Source organism: Agrobacterium sp. 10T429 (assembly GCF_056393925.1).
The window spans coordinates 122,999-141,885 of the sequence record NZ_JBFTGV010000003.1 but is presented as its reverse complement, the minus strand read 5'-3'; the positions used below and the strand labels follow the sequence as shown (position 1 = coordinate 141,885).

At 59.1% G+C, this 18,887-nt stretch carries 18 protein-coding genes and 1 riboswitch; of the genes, 5 read left to right on the top strand and 13 right to left on the bottom strand.

Annotation, left to right across the window (positions count from 1 at the left end):
- Positions 1-19: 19 nt before the first annotated feature.
- Both AC1DCP_RS10025 and alr read right to left on the bottom strand, forming a co-directional pair.
- Positions 20-1,276: a D-amino acid dehydrogenase gene (locus AC1DCP_RS10025; protein WP_065687750.1), complete on the bottom strand. Its 1,257-nt coding sequence runs from the start codon at positions 1,274-1,276 to the stop codon at positions 20-22.
- Positions 1,277-1,283: 7 nt separating this feature from the next.
- Entirely contained in the window at positions 1,284-2,450 is a 1,167-nt protein-coding gene (gene alr / locus AC1DCP_RS10020; protein ID WP_065687749.1) for an alanine racemase, read from the bottom strand.
- Positions 2,451-2,577: 127 nt separating this feature from the next.
- On the opposite strand from alr, the gene AC1DCP_RS10015 reads away from it, so the two are divergent.
- Positions 2,578-3,036, top strand: a complete 459-nt coding sequence (locus AC1DCP_RS10015) for an Lrp/AsnC family transcriptional regulator (RefSeq protein ID WP_003500727.1) — start codon at positions 2,578-2,580, stop codon at positions 3,034-3,036.
- Between the two features lie 98 nt (positions 3,037-3,134).
- Here AC1DCP_RS10015 and thiD read toward each other — a convergent pair whose 3' ends face one another.
- Genes thiD through AC1DCP_RS09990 form a run of 5 tightly spaced genes read right to left on the bottom strand, consistent with a single transcriptional unit; the run spans position 3,135 to position 7,047 of the window.
- Complete coding sequence (gene thiD / locus AC1DCP_RS10010) at positions 3,135-3,932, bottom strand: bifunctional hydroxymethylpyrimidine kinase/phosphomethylpyrimidine kinase (protein WP_113291560.1); 798 nt, start codon at positions 3,930-3,932, stop codon at positions 3,135-3,137.
- On the bottom strand, positions 3,929-4,591 hold the full coding sequence (gene thiE, locus AC1DCP_RS10005) for a thiamine phosphate synthase (protein ID WP_113291559.1): 663 nt from the start codon (positions 4,589-4,591) through the stop codon (positions 3,929-3,931). The genes thiD and thiE overlap by 4 nt, the downstream gene beginning before the upstream one ends.
- Entirely contained in the window at positions 4,578-5,318 is a 741-nt protein-coding gene (locus AC1DCP_RS10000; protein ID WP_019564651.1) for a hydroxyethylthiazole kinase, read from the bottom strand. Before AC1DCP_RS10000 ends, thiE begins: the two co-directional genes overlap by 14 nt.
- A 2-nt stretch (positions 5,319-5,320) precedes the next feature.
- Positions 5,321-6,265 carry an ABC transporter substrate-binding protein gene (locus AC1DCP_RS09995; RefSeq protein ID WP_162696085.1) on the bottom strand — a complete coding sequence of 315 codons (945 nt, stop codon included), beginning with the start codon at positions 6,263-6,265 and terminating at the stop codon, positions 5,321-5,323.
- Positions 6,262-7,047 (bottom strand): ABC transporter permease, encoded by a 786-nt coding sequence (locus AC1DCP_RS09990; protein ID WP_112152950.1) that lies wholly within the window; start codon positions 7,045-7,047, stop codon positions 6,262-6,264. The genes AC1DCP_RS09995 and AC1DCP_RS09990 overlap by 4 nt, the downstream gene beginning before the upstream one ends.
- Positions 7,048-7,175: 128 nt before the next feature.
- Positions 7,176-7,278, bottom strand: a riboswitch (TPP riboswitch).
- Positions 7,279-7,459: 181 nt separating this feature from the next.
- Between AC1DCP_RS09990 and AC1DCP_RS09985 the strand changes: the two genes are divergently transcribed.
- Complete coding sequence (locus tag AC1DCP_RS09985) at positions 7,460-8,749, top strand: TadE/TadG family type IV pilus assembly protein (RefSeq protein WP_174027165.1); 1,290 nt, start codon at positions 7,460-7,462, stop codon at positions 8,747-8,749.
- 85 nt (positions 8,750-8,834) lie between these two features.
- Here AC1DCP_RS09985 and AC1DCP_RS09980 read toward each other — a convergent pair whose 3' ends face one another.
- From AC1DCP_RS09980 to AC1DCP_RS09955, 6 genes are all read right to left on the bottom strand, one after another.
- A complete protein-coding gene (locus tag AC1DCP_RS09980) occupies positions 8,835-10,829 on the bottom strand; it encodes an alpha-glucosidase (RefSeq protein ID WP_476774249.1) in 1,995 nt (664 codons plus the stop codon).
- 12 nt (positions 10,830-10,841) lie between these two features.
- On the bottom strand, positions 10,842-11,699 hold the full coding sequence (locus AC1DCP_RS09975; protein ID WP_003500737.1) for a carbohydrate ABC transporter permease: 858 nt from the start codon (positions 11,697-11,699) through the stop codon (positions 10,842-10,844).
- 4 nt (positions 11,700-11,703) lie between these two features.
- Positions 11,704-12,615 (bottom strand): carbohydrate ABC transporter permease, encoded by a 912-nt coding sequence (locus AC1DCP_RS09970; protein ID WP_003510821.1) that lies wholly within the window; start codon positions 12,613-12,615, stop codon positions 11,704-11,706.
- A gap of 174 nt (positions 12,616-12,789) precedes the next feature.
- Complete coding sequence (locus tag AC1DCP_RS09965; protein WP_013761547.1) at positions 12,790-14,025, bottom strand: ABC transporter substrate-binding protein; 1,236 nt, start codon at positions 14,023-14,025, stop codon at positions 12,790-12,792.
- Between the two features lie 54 nt (positions 14,026-14,079).
- Entirely contained in the window at positions 14,080-15,156 is a 1,077-nt protein-coding gene (locus AC1DCP_RS09960; protein ID WP_003510819.1) for an ABC transporter ATP-binding protein, read from the bottom strand.
- Between the two features lie 332 nt (positions 15,157-15,488).
- Positions 15,489-16,193, bottom strand: coding sequence for a GntR family transcriptional regulator (locus AC1DCP_RS09955; protein ID WP_003510818.1), 705 nt, complete (start codon positions 16,191-16,193; stop codon positions 15,489-15,491).
- 99 nt (positions 16,194-16,292) lie between these two features.
- Here AC1DCP_RS09955 and AC1DCP_RS09950 point away from each other — a divergent pair, with 99 nt between their 5' ends.
- From AC1DCP_RS09950 to smoA, 3 genes are read left to right on the top strand one after another with little or no spacing between them, the layout of a single operon-like run.
- Positions 16,293-17,450 (top strand): LLM class flavin-dependent oxidoreductase, encoded by a 1,158-nt coding sequence (locus AC1DCP_RS09950; RefSeq protein WP_003510817.1) that lies wholly within the window; start codon positions 16,293-16,295, stop codon positions 17,448-17,450.
- Positions 17,450-18,343, top strand: coding sequence for an aldo/keto reductase (locus tag AC1DCP_RS09945; protein ID WP_035199429.1), 894 nt, complete (start codon positions 17,450-17,452; stop codon positions 18,341-18,343). The genes AC1DCP_RS09950 and AC1DCP_RS09945 overlap by 1 nt, the downstream gene beginning before the upstream one ends.
- The gene (gene smoA / locus AC1DCP_RS09940; protein ID WP_013761544.1) at positions 18,343-18,867 is read left to right on the top strand and encodes an NADH-dependent FMN reductase SmoA; all 525 of its coding nucleotides are present in this window, start codon (positions 18,343-18,345) and stop codon (positions 18,865-18,867) included. The genes AC1DCP_RS09945 and smoA overlap by 1 nt, the downstream gene beginning before the upstream one ends.
- Positions 18,868-18,887: the final 20 nt, after the last annotated feature.

Genomic DNA, 18,887 nt, shown 5'->3' with positions numbered 1-18,887 from the left:
ATAAGCGCCATGTCGCACTTCAGGCTGCGTAACGGCTGAGTGCCAGATCGTGCGTGTCTATCTCGGGCTTGTTCCCGCTGATGAGATCGGCAAGCACACGGGCCGAGCCGCAGGACATGGTCCAGCCAAGCGTACCGTGGCCGGTGTTGAGATAAAGATTGCTGTAGCGGGTGGCGCCGATGACAGGCGTACCATCCGGCGTCATCGGGCGCAGGCCGCACCAGAATTTCGCCTTGCTCTGGTCACCTGCGCCGCCGAACAGGTCTTCCACCGAATGGGCCAGAGTTTCCTGTCTTGCTGCGGGCAGATCCTTGCTGAAACCGGCGATTTCCGCCATGCCACCGGCGCGGATCCGCGAGCCGAGCCGGGTGATCGCCACCTTGAACGTTTCGTCCATCACGGTCGAAACGGGCGCGCGTTCCTCCTTCACGATCGGAACCGTGATGGAGTAGCCCTTGACCGGGTAAACCGGCAGGGTAAGGCCGAGCTGGCGGACGAATTGCGGGGAATAGCTGCCCAGCGCGGCGACGAAAATATCGGCTTCCACCAGCCCCTTGGTGGTCTCCACGGCCTTGATACGGCCTGCCTCGACGATGGGGCGCATGATGCCGGTATCGTAGATGAAGGTGACACCCGCCTCTTCAGCCATGCGCGCAAGTTCGGTGGTGAACATGAAGCAGTCGCCGGTTTCATCACCGGGCAGGCGCAGGCCGCCGACGATCTTTTCCCTGGAAGGAGAAAGGCCAGGCTCGATGGCGGCGCAGCCTTCGCGGTCGAGAATTTCGAAAGGCACGCCACCTGCCGTCAGCACGTCCACATCCTTGCCGATGGCATCGAACTGCTTCTGGGTGCGGAAAACCTCCAGAGTGCCCTGCATGCGCTGGTCGTATTCTATCCCGGTTTCGTCGCGCAGCGCCATCAGGCAATCGCGGCTATATTCGGCAATGCGCACCATGCGGCTCTTGTTGATGGCATAACGCGCCGATGTGCAATTGCGCAGCATCTGGCTCATCCAGCGCCACGCCGCCGGATCGGCGGTCGGGCGGATGATGAGCGGGGCATGTTTCATGAACAGCCATTTCATGGCCTTCATCGGAATGCCGGGCGCGGCCCATGGCGAGGAATAGCCGGGGGAAACCTCGCCGGCATTGGCAAAGCTGGTTTCAAGTGCTGCGGCCGGCTGGCGGTCGATCACCGTCACCTTGTGTCCGGCTTTGGCCAGATACCAGGCGGAGGTCACGCCGACGACGCCGGCTCCGAGGATAGTGACGTTCATGATCGTCTCACTTATGGCTCACAGATGTTGAAGCGACGGCCGGGGTTTCGCCCGGCTGAATATAATTGCGGCGGTAACGGCGTCCGAGGCCGGTCAGGATTTCATAGGCGATCGTGCCCGCGTCCTCGGCAATGTCTTCCAGCGTCTGGTCAGGCCCGATCATCTGCACGAAGCTGCCTTGCGTCAATGTTCCCAAGGGCAGGGCGGATATGTCGAGAATGATGCTGTCCATTGAAACGCGACCAGCAATGGGCAGGCGAACGCCATTGTACCATGCCGCACCGCGATTGCTGAGCGATCGCGGCAGGCCATCGGCATAACCAGCAGCGATCGTCGCAAGCCGCGTCGGCCTGGCCGCTTCGAATGAGCCGCCATAACCGACCAGCGATCCGGCGGGAACGTCGCGGGTCTGAATAACGGCGACATCAAGCCGGACAACCGGTTTCATCGGGTTGGGACGGGTAACGGAGGGCGCGCCGCCATAAAGCGCGATGCCGGGGCGTAGCAGGGAGTTGTGATAGTCGTTGCCCAGAAAGATGCCGCCGGAATTGGAAAAACAGACGGATACATCAGGAAAAGCGACAGCGGCTTTTCGCATCACAGAGAGTTGGGCGGCATTGGAGAGGTGATCCGGCTCGTCGGCGCAGGCGAGGTGGCTCATCACGAAGGCGATGTCGATACCATCAAGCAGTTGCGGCCGGGAGGCGAGGACTTCAAGCTCCTCGGGAGAGAGGCCGAGACGGCACATGCCGGTGTCGATCTGCACTGCGGCGGGTAATGTCTTGCCAAGATTTTTGGCGTGGGCCGCCCATTGGGCGATCTGCTCGAGCGAATTCAGAACCGGTGTGACGGCCATGGCTGCGCAGGAGGTTTCGTTACCGGGCTGAAGCCCGTTGAGGACGAAAATCCGCGCTTCCGCTGAAAGACGCAGCCGGAGCGCCAGCGCTTCATCGATATGGGCGACGAAGAAATTCCGGCAGCCCGCGTCAAACAGCCCCTGCGAGACGATATCCGCGCCGAGGCCGTATGCGTCAGCCTTGACGACCGCTGCCGTCTGCGATGTGGGTGCCATTGCCGCAAGCGCGAGATAATTATCGCGCAATGCGCCAAGATCGATGGTCAGATGGCCGCTTGCACCACCCGCTGCATGCTGGCGGCTGATCTGCATGTCCATGGTCGTTCACCCTCATTTTTATCATATGAGAGTATTGCAACGATTGTCGAATTTCTTGGCTATTGTTCGAATAAGATGCGATAAAAATGCAAACTACGCAACTTTCATTGTCATATTGGAATTTTCTATGTCGTCACTCGACGCGACCGACCGCCACATCATCCGCCTGCTCCGGCTCAATGCCCGCATCAGCAATGCGAAACTTGCTGCGGAAGTCGGCCTTTCGGCCTCTGCCTGCCTTCGCCGGGTCGATATTCTGGAACGGGAGGGTATCATCCGGGGCTATACGGCGCTGACCAGCGGCCTTGCCGGCGGCGAGGTGATCTCGGTCATCGTGCAGATCACGCTCGACCGCCAGACGGAGGATTTTCTCAACAGGTTTGAGAACGCGGTGCGGCGTTATCCAGAAATTCGCGAATGTTACCTGATGACGGGCGGGTCGGATTATTTCCTGCGATGTGAGGCGGAAAGTGCGGGCGATTTCGAGCGCATCCATAAGGAGATTCTGTCGAAGCTGCCGGGTGTTTCGCGGATTCATTCGAGTTTTGCGATCAGGAATGTGCTGGCGACGCCGAAGGCGCGGTGAGTAGTTTTTTCGAGAAGACAATTACGCAGCGGAATATGCGGTTGCCCCTCTGTCCGGTAGGACAGAGGGGGGTAAGCCCCTCACTCTGCATGTCGATGTCACCCCCACCACCGATAAAAATGATGCACCGGTCCCCGACCGTCCCCGACGGCAAGCCCCCGACCAGCGTCAAGCGCCCCATTCAGATAGTCCTTCGCAAGACCAACCGCCTCACGCAATTCACAACTCTTGGCCAAATGAGCCGTAATCGCTGCCGCCAGCGTGCATCCTGTCCCATGGTCGTTTTTCGTGTCCACTCGCATAGCGGAAAGCGCCTGCACGGTGCCGTCTGCAAACAGATAATCCGTACTCTGTGGCCCGTCGCCATGGCCGCCCTTGATGAGCACGGCTTTCGCGCCCACCTTCAGGATCATCTCGGCCTGACGGGTGATCTCCGCCTCGGTGTCTGCAATCGGCAACCCGGTGAGAAGCGCTGCTTCAGGCAGGTTCGGCGTGACGATGGTGGCGAACGGCAGCAGGTCGCGCCGCAATGTCTCGATCGCATCCGCATGCAACAGACGGTCGCCGGAGGTCGCAACCATCACGGGGTCGAGCACCACCGGCTGGGGCTGCTGCCGAAGCCTTGCAGCTATGGCCGCGATGGTTTCGATCCGCGATACCATGCCGATCTTCACCGCATTGACGGCAAGATCGGAAAAAACCGCATCCATCTGCGCGACGATGGTGGCGACGGAAATATCCTCCACTGCCGTCACACCTTTGGTGTTCTGCGCGGTGATGGCGGTGATGACGCTGGCGGCATAGGCGCCGAGTGCCGAGAAAGTCTTGATGTCGGCCTGAATGCCCGCGCCGCCGCCGCTGTCTGAGCCGGCGATGGTCAATGCGATTGCTGTCATGAATGTCTCGCTTTCAGCGCTGCATCGACTGCCGCGCGGAAGTCCCTGGTTGTGCTGGCAATATCGTTTGCGCGGAAGATTGCAGAAATGACGGCGACACCATCCGCACCGGCGGCGATGACGTTCGGCACCCGGGCAAGATCGATACCGGCGATGGCGCCCACCGGCATGCCCGGCCGCAATTCGCGGAGCAGAGTGCGGAGCGTCGTAAAGCCGTCAAGGCCGACAGGCTTGTCTGGATTGACCTTGGAAACGGTTTCGAACACGCCACCAATGCAGGCGTAATCGGCGGGCATGGAGGCCGCCCGCTCGGCATCGGCGCGGTTCTTGACGGTAAGGCCGATGATCGCCTTATCTCCAAGGATGCGTCTGGCGGTTTTGGCATCCATATCATCGGCGCCGAGATGCACCCCGTCCGCGCCAGAGGCGAGCGCCACATCCACCCGGTCGTTGATGACCAGCGGCACGCCCGTGCCGGCAATGGCTTCGCGAATAGCGAGGGCGTTTTCGATCATCTCCCGCGTGGAGGCGTGTTTGTCGCGATATTGCAGAATGGTCGCGCCGTTGAGTGCGGCCGCCAGAGCAAGCTCGCCCAAGGGCGCAACATCGCCGAGGCTCGCATCGACCAAAGCGTTGAGACGGTAATCAACCTTGTTCATGCTCAATCCTCGCATGGTTTATTATGTCTTCGCCGGAAATTTCTGAAAGCACATCCAGAAATGCCGGCTCGAATGTGCCGGGGCCTTTGGCGTTTTTCGCTGCCAGTTCGGCTGCGACACCCGTGATGGCGAGGGCGGCGGCGGCGGCCGTCAGTGCGTCTTTTTCCACCGCCATGAAGGCGGCGATGACGCCACCCGATAGGCAACCCGTGCCTGTCACCTTCGCCATCCACGGGTGACCGTTGACGATTCTGACGCTCCTTGTGGCGTCGCGCAGGTTATCGACAGGTCCGGTCTCTATCCTGATGGCGTTCGGAACAGCACCGATCAGGCTCATCTCAGCGCTGTTGCCGCGCACGATGGTGGGTCCAAGCGAGATCAGGTCACGCGCGAACGCCAGTCGCGATGGCGAATAGTCGCAATGCACGGGGTCCAGAATCCACGGCTTGCCAGCCGCGCGGGCGATCTCGACGGCAAATCGAATGACTTTTCGCCGGTCGGCGTCGAGCGTGCCGAGATTGATCGTCACCGCATCGGCTTTCGTGACGAAAGCACCGATTTCTTCGAGTGAGGTTGTCATCGAGGGTATGCCGCCGACAACGGTAATGCCGTCCGCGGTGAATTTCTGTACCACGGTGTTCATCAGGCAATGCACGCGCGGGCGCGTCTGCCTTACCCTTTCGAGGATCTCTGCGGCCTTCGCCGCAGTCGGAAAACTGTTTGCCATGGTCATTGCAACTCCACGGCAATGTCTTCCACCGCCGGCGCCTGCTTGATCAGTTGCATGTCTTGCATGAAGGTGCCGAAGCGTGTGTAGCGGGCGCGATCGAGTGCGGCTGGACGTTTGGCGAAACGCGGCAGCGTATCGAAAAACGCCTGTTTGTTCAGCGCGTCGTCAAGGTTCGGATAGGCCTTGATGAAAAGCTGCCAGGATTCTTGCGGGTGGTTGGTGATGAAAATCGCGGCCTGCTCAACGGCCGAGAGAAAACGCGGCAGGCGGCTGTCTTTCACGAGATCACGATGGGTGACGAAGATGAGCTCGTCATAGGCGGGCACGCCATGTTCCTCGGGGAAGAACGAGCGGCCTTCGTGGCCTTCAAGCTTCATCTGCGTCAGTTCGAAATTACGGAAACCGCCAAGCGTGGCATCGACCTTGCCGGCGATCAGGGATGGCGAGAGTGAGAAATTGACGTTGACCAGTTCAACATCGTCCTTTGTCAGTCCCTCCTTCTCCAGCATGCGCTTCAGCATCGCATCCTCGAAACCGGAAACCGAGAAGCCGACCTTCTTGCCTTTCAGGTCCTTCAGGCTCTTGATCGGCCCGTCGGCCAGAACGGTGACGGTGTTCAGCGGGGTTTCGACCAGCGTGCCGAAACGGACGAGCGGCAGCCCTGCATCGTGGTCGAGATAGAGGTTCGGCTGGTAGTGTACACCGATATCGGCCTGTTTTGCCGAGACAAGACGCGGCACGGCGGATGGGTCCGCAGGCGGAACCAGCTCAACGTCCAGCCCGGCATCTGCGAACAGGCCGCGTTCCTTGGCAATCACCATCGGTGCATGGTCCGGGTTCACGAACCATTCCAGCAACACGGTAAGCTTGTCGGCCGCCTGCGATTGCACAGGCGAAAGCACGCTTGCTGCCGCGACGACGAGGGAAAGAAGAGTTCGTTTCATGGTGCCGAAAGTCTCCGCAAATGTTTGAAAGGAATGAGATGGTCTGTTTCTTTGGCCCAGGGGGCGAGGTTGGCCGTTGCCCGGTCGACGACAAGCCGCAGCAGCACCGCCATGACGGCGAGAATGGTCATGGCGGCGAACATTGTGTCGGTCTGCATGCGGGCATTGGACTGGATCATGACAAAACCGAGCCCGGCGGAGGCGCCCACCCATTCGCCAATGACCGCGCCGAGCGGGGCGAGCGGAGCTGCGACCCTCAGCCCGGAAATGAGTGAGGGAAGCGCCAGCGGCACACGCAGCCGGGTGAGGATTTGCCAGTGGCTCGCCTCCGTCAGCGAGGCGGCATCGAGGATTGTCCGATCCGTGCGATTGAGGCCGTCGGTGAAGGCTGAAGCGACGGGGAAAAAGATGATGATCGCCGTCATGACAACTTTCGAGGCCATGCCGAAACCGAACCAGAGTACGAGAATGGGGGCCAGCACGAAGACCGGAAATGCCTGCAACACGAGAACCATGGGCCAGACGAGGCGGCCAAAACGCGGGACGGCGGCAATCGTAAAGGCAACGAGAATGCCGGCGGCAATGCCAGCCGCAAGCCCGACAGCCATTTCACCTGATGTCACCATGGCCTGTCCGAACAGGAAGGCTGGCTGGCGCAGGAGTGCTGCGGCAACATCGGCGGGCGAGGGCAGGATGTAGCGGGGCGGTGCAAACAGCCAGATGCCCAGCTGCCAGACAATCAGAATAAGGACGACGCCCTTCAGCGCATGGGAGGCACGCATCGGCCGGGGCTCAGACGCAGCCGTACCGTATACGAAGGGAAGGATGTTTCATCATCATCGTTCGGTCTCCAGCTGTGGCGATCACGGAGATCCGGGCAAAGCGGAGAAGAGAAAGGGCAGTACCGCAAACGCGCTACAGTTTCCGTTCCTACGCCGGCATGACCCGGATCAGGTTCAAGGGTCCGGCTCATCGCCATCTCAGCACCGTCTGGTGCTCCCCTCGGAAGAGACTGTTTTGCTAGGAGGGTTTTGAAGTAATGTCAACGTTGAAAGTTAACGAGAATATTGGCGCATTTGCCGCGAACATATTAGTTGTTGATTATATTAAGTTTATCAAAAATTAGTTATTTATTGAAACCGCTTTTCAATTCCGCTGTATTAGCTTCAGCTCCCAGATTGGTTGGGGGCGAACTTGAAAAACTTCTGGCGAGAGAAATCTGGAAATTTTGGCATTCTGACCGCGCTGCTCATGGTGCCTCTGTGCGGGGCTGCCGGTGTGGCGCTCGATATTACGCGCGGCATGTCGGTCAAAGCCGATCTGCAGCAGGCGGCGGATTCCGCGGCTCTGGCGGCAGTCGCCGATATGTCCGCAAGTGTTCAGGCGGCAAAGAAGATGTCGGGGGACGGTGTCATTCCCGTCGGCAATGAAGAAGCCCGGGCATTCTTCGATGGCAATCAGCGCGGCGACGCGGACTACACCATTACCTCTGTCGATGTTTCGGTGATCAAGCACGGCAATGTGGTCGAGTCGTCCGTCAGCTTCAAGGCGTCGGTCAGCACGACCCTCTCAGGGCTTCTGGGGAAGGATTTCGTTTCGGTTGGCGGCACGGCCACGGCCAAATACGAAACGGAAACCTTCAGCGATTTCTATCTTCTGCTTGATAATACGCCCTCCATGGGAGTGGGCGCGACACCCACGGATGTTGCCACCCTGGTTGCGAACACTGGCGATAAATGCGCTTTTGCCTGTCACATCGTGAAGGACGGCGTGGCAGACCCGAACAGCTATTACTTCAAGGCCAAGAAACTCGGGGTTACAACGCGTATCGACGTGGTTGCCAAGGCAACCGCCAGCCTGATGGACACGGCAAAGTCCACGCGCAAAAGCAGCAATCAATATCGCATGGCCGTCTATACCTTTGGGGAACGGGCGGAAGATACCAAGCTGCTTGAGGTCGTTTCGCTAACCTCGGATCTCGACGCAGCAAAGAAAAAAGCTGGTGAAATCAACCTGATGTCAATCCCCTATCAGGGATACAACAACGACCAGCAAACAGATTTCGACCGGGCACTGATCCAGATTGGAGATAAGGTCGGCAGTTCGGGCACGGGCGCAAGCTCGGCAAATCCGGATAAGGTTATTTTCTTTGTTTCAGACGGGGTGGGCGACAGTTACAAGCCGTCCTCCTGTACGAAAAAACTGACAGGAGGCCGCTGTCAGGAGCCGATCGACATCAAAGACTGTACGAAACTGAAGGAAAAGGGTTTTCGTATCGCGGTGCTTTATACCACCTATCTGCCGCTGCCGACGAATGACTGGTATAATAGCTGGATCAAGCCCTTTCAGGCGGAAATCGGCTCACGCATGCAGAGCTGCGCTTCCCCGGGTCTGTACTTCGAAGTCAGCCCGTCCCAGGGCATCAGCGACGCGATGACGGTACTGTTCAAGAAAGCCATTACATCACCACGCCTGACGGGCTGATGGCCGTTTAGCGAGGCCTGTTAGAGCATCGGTTGAACGCCGCAATATTTGCGGCGTTTTTTGGAAATGGCCGGAAGGTGATGCTTCAAGCGATATTGCGAAGCTGTTCAAATAACGCAGTAAAGGGCGTTTCAGCGCGGTAGAACACAGCCGGCTGGCCTATCGGAGCCTCCACGGTGATCTCGTGCCCGCCAAAATACCGCGCGCCACTCCAAAGATGCATCCATTCCCCATCGCCCGGAAGGTAAAGCGTGCGCTGCGTCTCCCCCGCCTTCCAAACTGGTGCGACCAGCATGTCGGCCCCATAGAGATAGCTGTCCTGAATGGCATAGGTCTGCCGGTCGTTCTCGTGATGCAGGAAAAGCGGGCGCTGTACCGGCAGGCCGGTTTTGGCCGCTTCAGTGGAAAGCGATTTCAGATAGGGGGCGAGTGCGACATAGATCGCCGTCATGCGGGCAAAATGGCCAAGAACCGTCTCGTCCTGATCGATCTGGAGATTGTCGCGCGGGCGATTGCCCTCATGGGTGCGCATGACAGGAGTAAAGGCTGCCATCTCCGTCCAGCGCATGATGAGTTCCGGGGTTCTGACATTGCCGAACAGGCTGGTATAACCGCCAATATCGGAATGGTGATAGGCATTGCCGAGAAGACCGGAGGACAGCGCACCGCATATGACGGTGACGAGACCGTCATGGCGGGAGAAATCGACAGACTGGTCGCCGCCCCACAGCAGCGGGCAGTGGGCTTGCACACCGGTAAAGCCCGCCCGCATGAAGAACAGCGCTTCGCCGGTTTTGCCGCGGCTTTCAACGGCCTTGGCGTTGACCTCTGCCCAGAGCGTCGGCCAGGCATTGTGCATCAGCTTGGCGTCGATGCCGTTCGATAGCGTGATGTCGATCGGCAGATATTCGCCGAAATCGGCCATCCAGCCGGAAAGGCCGAAATCAAGCATGTTCTTGCCGATGATCTCTTCGGAAAACCACTCGGCTGCGGCCGGATTGGTGAAATCGACCACGCCACAATCGAACTCGCCGAAATCCACGAGCGCCGTCTTGCCGTCCGCGCCGGTGGCGAAATAACCGGCCGCCAACGCCTCCGGAAAAAGCGGGCCGTCGACGCAGAGATAGGGGTTCACGTATCCCAGAAAACGAATGCCCTGATCGGCAAGCTCGGCGATCTTCTGACGCAAATGCGGATAACGCGCCTCATTGGCCTGCCAGTCCCAGAAGAGCCGGGCGCCGAAGGATGTCTGGCGAAGCCCCACCCAGTCCTCGCACCACAGGCCGGAGACCTTGGTTCCGGCAGCGCGGATTTTTTCCAGCCGGGCGAAGGAGTTGCCGCCATCCTTTAACCCGATGATCGCGCCGCCATAGACCCACTCCGGCAGTTCCGGCTGGCGTCCGAACCGCAGCGAGAGGGCGGAAACGATATCGGTGAAACGATCGCCGGTGAAAAACTCGATCCTCTCGGGGATCGCCCATATCTCGACTTCGTGGAAATCTTCGTCGCGGAAATCGAAGACCGAATAGGCGCTGGTTTCCACATGCAGCGCATATTTGCGCGACGACAGATAGGTCGGCTGCGGGTAATTGGTGTTGTAATAATCGCCACCCGCCTTGCCGCTGACGTCAGCCTTGAAGGTGATTTCAGCGGTCTTGTCGCGGCCGACACCGGGTTCGGAGGTCCAGAGCGGAAAGCGGCGGCCGCGCATGTCGAAATAGGACATCTGTTCGCCACCGCCCCAGACATGTTCGTCTTCATCTGCGATGATCCGCAGCCACAGCCGATTGATGGTTTCATCCAGCGCCGTGACCCTGATGGCATTTCCATCCAGCGCCAGATGAAGGCGTGCGGCCTGCCCGGGTGCGGAAGACAGCGTAACGCTGTCGCCACTGACTTCGGCGTGGCGCAGCGCAGTTCGTTCGATGACATAGTCCTCGATATCGAAATTGCCGCGATACATATCCATCCGCTCCTTGCCCAAACCGGCGAAGAAAGCCGGGTTCTCAGGCGAATGAGAAAGAATGGTGTGGCTGCCAATCGCAAGCGTGAAGCCGTCTTTGGTCTTTTCGAATTGCATGACTATACCTGTTTAACCCTTAAGACCGCCGGCGGTGAGACCGGAGACGACGCGTTCCTGAAAGATGACGATCAGGATCGCAACCGGGACGATGCCGACCACCAGCGCCGCCGAGATGACGGGCCAGGGGAAAGCGAACTCACCCTGGTAAAGCTGGATGCCGACCGGCAGCGTGCGCAGTGCCGGATTGGAATTGAAGGAAAGCGCCAGCAGGAATTCGTCCCAGGCGTTCACGAAAGCGAGAATACCGGCGGTGAAGACGCCTGGCGCGCATAGCGGCACGACAACCTTGAACAGCGCGCCGATGCGGGTGCAGCCATCAATCATGGCGGCGTTTTCCAGATCGCGCGGGATGCTTTCGAAGAAGGACACCAGCATCAGCGTGCAGACCGGCAGGGAGAGCACGGTGTAAGGCAGTATAAGAGCGGTCCAGCTATTGAGCAGGTTGAGCGCACGCATGATCTCGAACAGAGGCACCAGCAGCGTTACCAGCGGGAATGTGGAAACGGCGATGATGAGCGAGAGGATCAGCGCCCGGTACTTGAGATCGAGCCGCGCCAGCGCATAGGCTGCCAGCACCGAAATCAGAATTGTGAGTGCCGTGGAAAGCAGCGCGACCATGAAGCTGTTGAACAGGAAGAGGTGCAACGGCTGGTCGGAAAAGGCCTGCATGTAATTGGCAAGCGTCGGCGCATGCGGAAACCATGTGATCGGTTTCACCGTCAGTTCCGCTTCGGTTTTCAGCGAGGTGAACAGGATCCATATTGCCGGAAACAGGCCGTTGACCAGCAATATGGAGGCCGCAATGAAGCGCAGCGGCTTGCCGGAGAAGAAGGAGGACAGACCGGAGGAGGTCGCAACGGTGCTCATGGGATCAGTCCTTCGTCCTGATAATGCGGAGATAAACGGCGGTGACGCACATGGAGAGCGCAAACATCATGACCGCCAGTGCCGAACCGTAACCGAGATCGAGGAAGGAAACGGTGTTCTGGTGAATGTACATGGCGAGCGTCGTGGTTGATGTGCCGGGGCCGCCGCCGGTCATCATGTATGGAATATCAAAGGTCTGCAGCGCCGTAATCGTACGGAAGATGAGAGCAACGACGATCGAGGGCTTTAGGAGCGGCAGCGTGATCTCGAAGAACTGCCTGAGCTTGCCGGCGCCATCCACATCGGCGGCTTCATAAAGCGAGCGCGGAATGGTTTGCAGCCCTGCAAGGATCATCAGTGCCATGAAGGAGGAGGTCTTCCAGATGATGGTCAGGCAGATGGCCGCAAAGGCCCAGTTCGGGGAGTTGAACCAGATGATGCCTTCAAAGCCCAGCCGGTTCAGCACATCGTTGACCACGCCGTATTCGTAGTGGAAAAACCACGCGAAGATGAGGCCGGCGAACGACAGAGGCAGCGCCCAGGGGATGAGCAGCGACAGGCGCATCGGCCATTGCATCGAAAACGGCAGGTTTGCGAGGAGCGCAAGGCCCAGGCCCATGAACAGCGCTCCCGGCACCGTTATCAGCGTTATCAGCACCGTATTCCAGGTCGTTTCCCAGAAAATCGGGTCATCGAGCATCGCCGTGTAGTTTTCAAAGCCGATGAATTCCGCCGGCAGGCCCGATGTCAGCGAAAGGCTGAAAAACGAGGTGTAGACGAGACGCGCCACCGGATAAACGATGATAAGCGAAAGAAGAATGGCTGCAGGCGCCAGCAAAAGCACGGCAAGCGACCGGTCACCGAGATCGAGCCACCGCGTCCAGCGCGGCTGCGGTTTCTCGTCCACCCTGACCATTGTTCTCTCCGGCATCGTCACGTCTGCCACTCCCGCAACTGAATTCACGTCATCGTCTCCCGATCAGACCGGTTAAGTCCCGGCCCGTTTATCGCGCCGTTCAGGCGATTTTCACTGGTTCGGCCAAACGGGCCGGCAACGGCATGTCCTGCATGCCGCCCCCGGCCACAGGGCTTAGCGCAATACGCGGCGCAGACGGCTTTCCATCTGCTTTGCGCCGTCTTCCGGCGACATCACGCCCGCAAGCACGCCATTGACGGTGGTGCGGATCGTTTCGCTGACCTCGTTGTAACGCGGTGTGACCGGACGGGCCTTTGCCGTTTCAACAACCGGAAGAGCATCCGCAAACCAAGGGATGGACTTGGTCACATCAGCATCCTTGTAGAGCGAGGCATAGGTGGGCAGCAGCGCGGCATTGATGGCCATGAACTTCGAAACATCCTGGCTGGACAGATATTCCACCAGTTTCTTGGCTTCGTCCTGCTGCTTGGAATAGGCGGAAACGCCGAATTCCCAGCCGCCGAGGCACGTCGTCTGCTCTCCGCCCTTGACGGCCGGCAACCGGGCGACGCCAACCTTGTCGTTCACTTGGGATTCCTTGCCCTGAAAATGGGTCCAGGCGTAGGACCAGTTGACGGCGAAGAGAACCTTGCCCGCCTGGAATTCCTTGCGCGTGTCGTCGGTCGCAACTTCGGAAATGTTCTTCTTGGAAATGCCTTCGTCGACGAAGCTTTTCCAGAGCTTCAGCGAATCCACGGCCGCCTGATTGTCGAAATTCAGCTTGCCGTTTTGAACCAGCGACTTGCCTTCGCTCCAGTAGGGCAGCAGGAACGTGCATACCGCACCTTCGATGGCCTTACCCTGGAAGGAGAGGCCCTGAAGTTCGGGGTTCTTTTCGCCCTCCATCACCTTTTTTGAGGCTTCCTTCAGCTCATCCCAGGTGGTCGGCGGCTGGATGCCGTATTTGTCCAGCAAGTCCTTGCGATAGTAGAGGAACATGGAATCGGCGAACGCCGGCAGCGCCACGATCTTGCCGTTCACGGTGTTTGCTTCTGCATAGGTCGGCAGGTAGGCGGACAAGTCCTTGCCGGAGAAATCGCTGGTCCAGCCAGCGGTTGCGAATTGTGCGGGACGGATGACATCGAGCATCAGCACGTCAAGGCTCGAATCCTTGGCAGACATGACGGTGTTGAGATATTGCGCCTGCATTTCGGAGGTGTTACCGCCGGTCTCGATCACGACTTTCACGCCCGGCGTCTTCGCCTCATATTGATCGAGCGCCTTGCGCCACACGTCGGGTTGATGCTGGCTGGAAACGAAGATTTTGAGTTCGGCGTCGGCAAAGGCCTGTCCCGAAAAGCTGAGCATCGTTGCGCAGAGCGCCGCTCCCGTAAGGGCTTTGAATTTCATGTTTTCCTCCCGTTATTGAAATCTTGAAGCCGGGCCGGTGGCGGCCCGATCCTGTCACTGAATGGAGCGTTCCGTCGTCACGTCGAACAGGTGCACCTTCGATGGGTCGAGGCCGATCTTCAGTTCCTCATTCGGAGCCGGTTTCATCTCTGGCGGCATTCTCGCTGTCAGCGCCGCATCACCGAGGGTGAAATGCACCAGCGTATCCGACCCCAAAGGCTCCACCACCTGCACCTTGACGGAGAGCTGTGTGTCAAATCCCCCGGCAGGACCGAAATGTTCAGGGCGAATGCCGACGATGACCTCCCGTCCATCGAGCGCCGTTTCACGGGACGGTCTGATTGCTGCCAGTGGAAGAGAGTTGCCGTCCGTAAATGTCAGCCTGTCGCCGGTCACTCTGGCGCGGGCGAAATTCATGGCAGGCGCACCGACGAAACCGCCGACGAACACGCTTTCCGGACGGTTATAGACCTCGTCCGGCGTGCCCACCTGCTCGATATCGCCGCCACGCAGAATGACGATGCGGTCAGCCAGCGTCATCGCCTCCACCTGATCATGCGTCACGTAGATGATGGTGGTGCCGAGCTGCTGGTGCAGGCGCTTGATTTCCGTGCGAACCTGTCCGCGCAGTTTTGCGTCGAGGTTGGAAAGCGGCTCGTCGAACAGGAACACCTGCGGGCGGCGCACGATGGCGCGACCCATGGCCACGCGCTGGCGCTGGCCGCCGGAAAGCTGGCCCGGACGACGGTCCAGCAGATGGCTGATGCCCAGCATATTCGCTGCCTCATCAATGCTGGCATTGGCCTGCGAGGCGCTTACACCACGTACCTTCAGGCTGAAACCCATGTTTTCACGCACCGTCTTGTGCGGGTAAAGCGCGTAGTCCTGAAACACCATGGCGATGTCACGCTCGCGCGGCGGCAGTTTGTTGACAACGCGGTCGCCGATCATCACCTCACCGCCGCTGATGCTTTCCAGCCCGGCGACCATGCGCAACGTCGTGGATTTTCCGCAGCCGGAGGGGCCGACGAAAACCACGAATTCACCATCGTTGATTTCAAGGTCGATACCCTTGACGATGCGCAGGGCACCGTAACTCTTGTCCAGCTTGCGCAGGCTGACTGAAGCCATCTTTTCCTCCTCACGTCCGGGGCGTCCAAAATCGGATGAACGCAAACCCGGCATCAACCTTCAAATCCACGCATCGCTTTTCGAAAAAATCATCCCGATCGTCCGGCGATATCGTGGGACGGCCAAACGCCTGTCTCCCTAGGCCCGTGATATTACCTTTCGTCAAAAGGAAATCAATAGTGTATCAATTTTATTTCTGACAGAAATCAAAAACCGGCAAAGCTTTGATTTGTAGAAATATTTCAACGAAAACCCCTGCGTGGCAGGTCGCGGCTTCCTTGCCTGCGGTCAATTTTCTCTGTCCATGTGGATCACGCGAATTTCGTGCGTTTTCAACGTATGCGTGAAACGTACCGTGCGACGGTGTGGTCGAACCATGTCCATGAGACTTCAGCCACGGCTCCGTCCTGACCCTGGCTCAGGCGAAGGACCCGCGGCACCGACGCGCCGGGTTTCTGGCCGAATTGTGCAGGCGCCCATTCTGGCACTTCCCCGAGGTCGATGCGGTCTTCTGCCTTCGATATCCAGAGATTGAGGCGGGTGCGATAGTAGAGATAGAGCGATTCCGACAGGTTCTCGATGGTAATCGTGTCGACATAGGAACCGTCTAGCCAGATCTCCTCGATTGCCGCCGGTTTCCCCGCGATACGCCTCAGGCGGCGGATGCGGTGGCCTTCCGGCGATGTGCCAAAGGCGGGCAGGGTGGATGGCTTGGCAAGGCGCGCAACATCCAGCACCTCCGCCGTTGGCAGGCCACCGCCCTCGATCATCTCCAGCCGGAAGAAGGCATAAACGCTCTGGGGATCGCTGACCGCGCGGATATAATTGCCGGAACCCTGCACACGCTCCAGCAGTCCACGCTCCTGCAACTCCGCAAGCGCCTTGCGAAGCGTGCCGACAGCAATGCCGAGATCGGCTGCCATATCCCTTTCGGGAGCAAGCTTTTCACCATCTGTCAGACGGCCCGCAGCGACTTCGCGCACCAGCATTTCGGCGATCTGCAAATACATAGGCAGGCTGCCGCCCGTGTGTTTCATGATGCCATCCCCTCCGCAAAACAAAAATTGATACATCATTGATTTACATATTTCTTGATGTTATGCAAGAAAAACGAGAGCGCCTTGAGGAGGAATTGCATGACCGTCGTACCCGTTACATCCGCTGATCTCGATGCTGCCGAGGTCTCCTGGTTTTCTGCCCTTTGTTCCGATGATTACGCCTATCTGGGCGTGCCGGATGGCAGCCTGCGCTCCAGCTTCGAACATTGCTCGGATATCGTCAAAAAGGCCGAGGAACTCGGTTTTCGCAACATTCTCTGCCCCTCTTCCTATCAGGTCGGCCAGGACACGTTGAGCTTCGTGGCGGGTTGCGCTCCGATCAGTGACCGCATCAATTTCCTTGCTGCAATCCGTTGCGGCGAAATGCAGCCGATCATGCTGGCGCGTACGGTGGCGACGCTCGATCACATGTTGAAGGGCCGCCTGACGCTCAACGTCATCAGCTCCGATTTTCCCGGCGAGGTGGCTGACAGCGCGTTTCGCTACAAACGCAGCCATGAAGTCGTGCAGATTTTGCGCCAGGCCTGGACCCGTGACACGATTGACCATGACGGCGAGATCTACCAGTTCAAGGGTGTCTCCACCGAGCCTGCACGTCCGTACCAGCAGAATGGCGGTCCGCTGCTCTATTTCGGCGGTTATTCGCCGGATGCGCTGGAGCTGTGCGGCGCGCAATGCGACGTGTATCTGATGTGGCCCGAAACGAAAGACCAGCTCGCAGACCGCATGCGCGCTGCCCATGAGCGTGCCGCAGCCCATGGCCGCACGCTGGATTACGGCCTGCGAGTCCACATGGTCGTGCGCGATACCGAACAGGAAGCGCGCGAATATGCCGAGCATCTGGTTTCGAAGCTCGATGACGAGTATGGCCAGCTGATCCGCAACCGCGCCCACGACAGCGGCTCACTCGGTGTATCGCATCAGGCGCGGGCCCGAGAACTGGCCGACAAGTTCGGTTATGTCGAACCAAACCTGTGGACCGGCATCGGCCGGGCGCGCTCCGGCTGTGGTGCAGCGCTCGTCGGCTCCACCGACAAGGTCCTTTCGGCGCTGGAGGAATACCAGAAAATGGGTATTCGCGCCTTCATCCTCTCGGGTTATCCGCATCTCGACGAGGCTGAACACTTCGGAACCAAGGTCCTGCCGCAAATGAAAACCTGCTCCCTGCCGCATGCATACGGCCGGGTGCCTTCTGAAACACCTGCCACGCCGCTGGGCAACGGGGAACGCCACTGATGGAACGTATCGCTCTTTCTGAAAACCTGGAACTTAGCCGCATCGTTTACGGCATGTGGCGCATCGGCGACGATGCTGATACTTCGCCTTCCCATGTACAGGCAAAGATCGAAGCCTGCCTGGAGCAGGGCATCACCACCATGGATCAGGCTGATATATACGGTGGATACACGGCGGAAGCCATTCTGGGTGCCGGCCTCAAGGCAGCTCCATCCCTTCGCGACAAGATCGAGATCGTGACGAAATGCGGCATCGTGGCGCCAGCCGGGCGTCACTCATCCGCCCGCGTCAAGCATTACGATACCACGGCTGGCCATATCAACGCTTCAGTCGAGGCCTCCTTGCGTGACATGGGCACAGATCGTGTCGATCTGTTGCTGATCCACCGGCCCGATCCGCTGATCGATCCCGAAGAAACCGGCAAGGCGCTCGATGCACTGGTAGCGTCCGGCAAGGTCAAGGCCGTGGGCGTTTCCAATTTCCGCCCGTGGGATTTCGCCCTGCTGCAATCGGCTATGAGCAATAGGCTGGTTACGAACCAGATCGAAATGAGCTTGCTTGCGACCGATAACTTCACCAATGGCGATCTGGCCTTCCTGCAGGAAAAGCGCGTTTCACCGATGGCGTGGTCGCCGCTTGGCGGCGGTTCGCTGTTTTCCGGTGCGCATGGTGGAACCATGGCTGCCCTGCAGCGCATCGGCAACGAGCAGGGCGTCGATGCCACTGCCGTTGCCATCGCCTGGCTGCTGCGGCATCCGGCAAAGATCGTGCCCGTGCTCGGCACCAACAATATTCAGCGCATAAAAACGGCGGCCGATGCCCTGCGCGTCACCATCGACCGCCAGACCTGGTTTGAGCTTTACACACTTGCAATTGGAAGCGAGGTGCCGTGATGACAGTCGCAGAAGCGATCAAAATGCCCAATGAGCATGTATTTGTTCCCGGCGGCGAAAACAGCCGCAGCTTTCGCAATGCGCTCGGCGCTTTCACCACCGGCGTGACGGTGGTGACGGCAACGACGCCCGAAGGGCCGATCGGAATGACGGTCAACAGCTTCGCGTCGGTATCGCTCGATCCGCCGCTGGTGCTGTGGTCGCCTGCCAAAAATTCATCGCGCTATCCGGCCTTCAGCGGCGCAACGCATTTCGCCATCCATGTGCTGAGCGCAGATCAGGACGTGCTGAGCGCCCGCTTCACCCGCAACGGCCGCGCATTTGACGATCTTGACTGGGAAATCAACGACGAGGGCGTTCCGGTCATTCCGGGCACGCTCGCCCGTTTCGAATGCCGGCAGGCGGCAGCCCACGATGCGGGCGATCACACCATCATCGTCGGCGAAGTGCTGCGTGCCGCCCACCGCGATGGCGATCCCCTGTGCTTTTCAGGCGGAGCCTTCGGGCGGTTTTCAAAGCAGTAGGCAGAACGGGATTTTCCCGT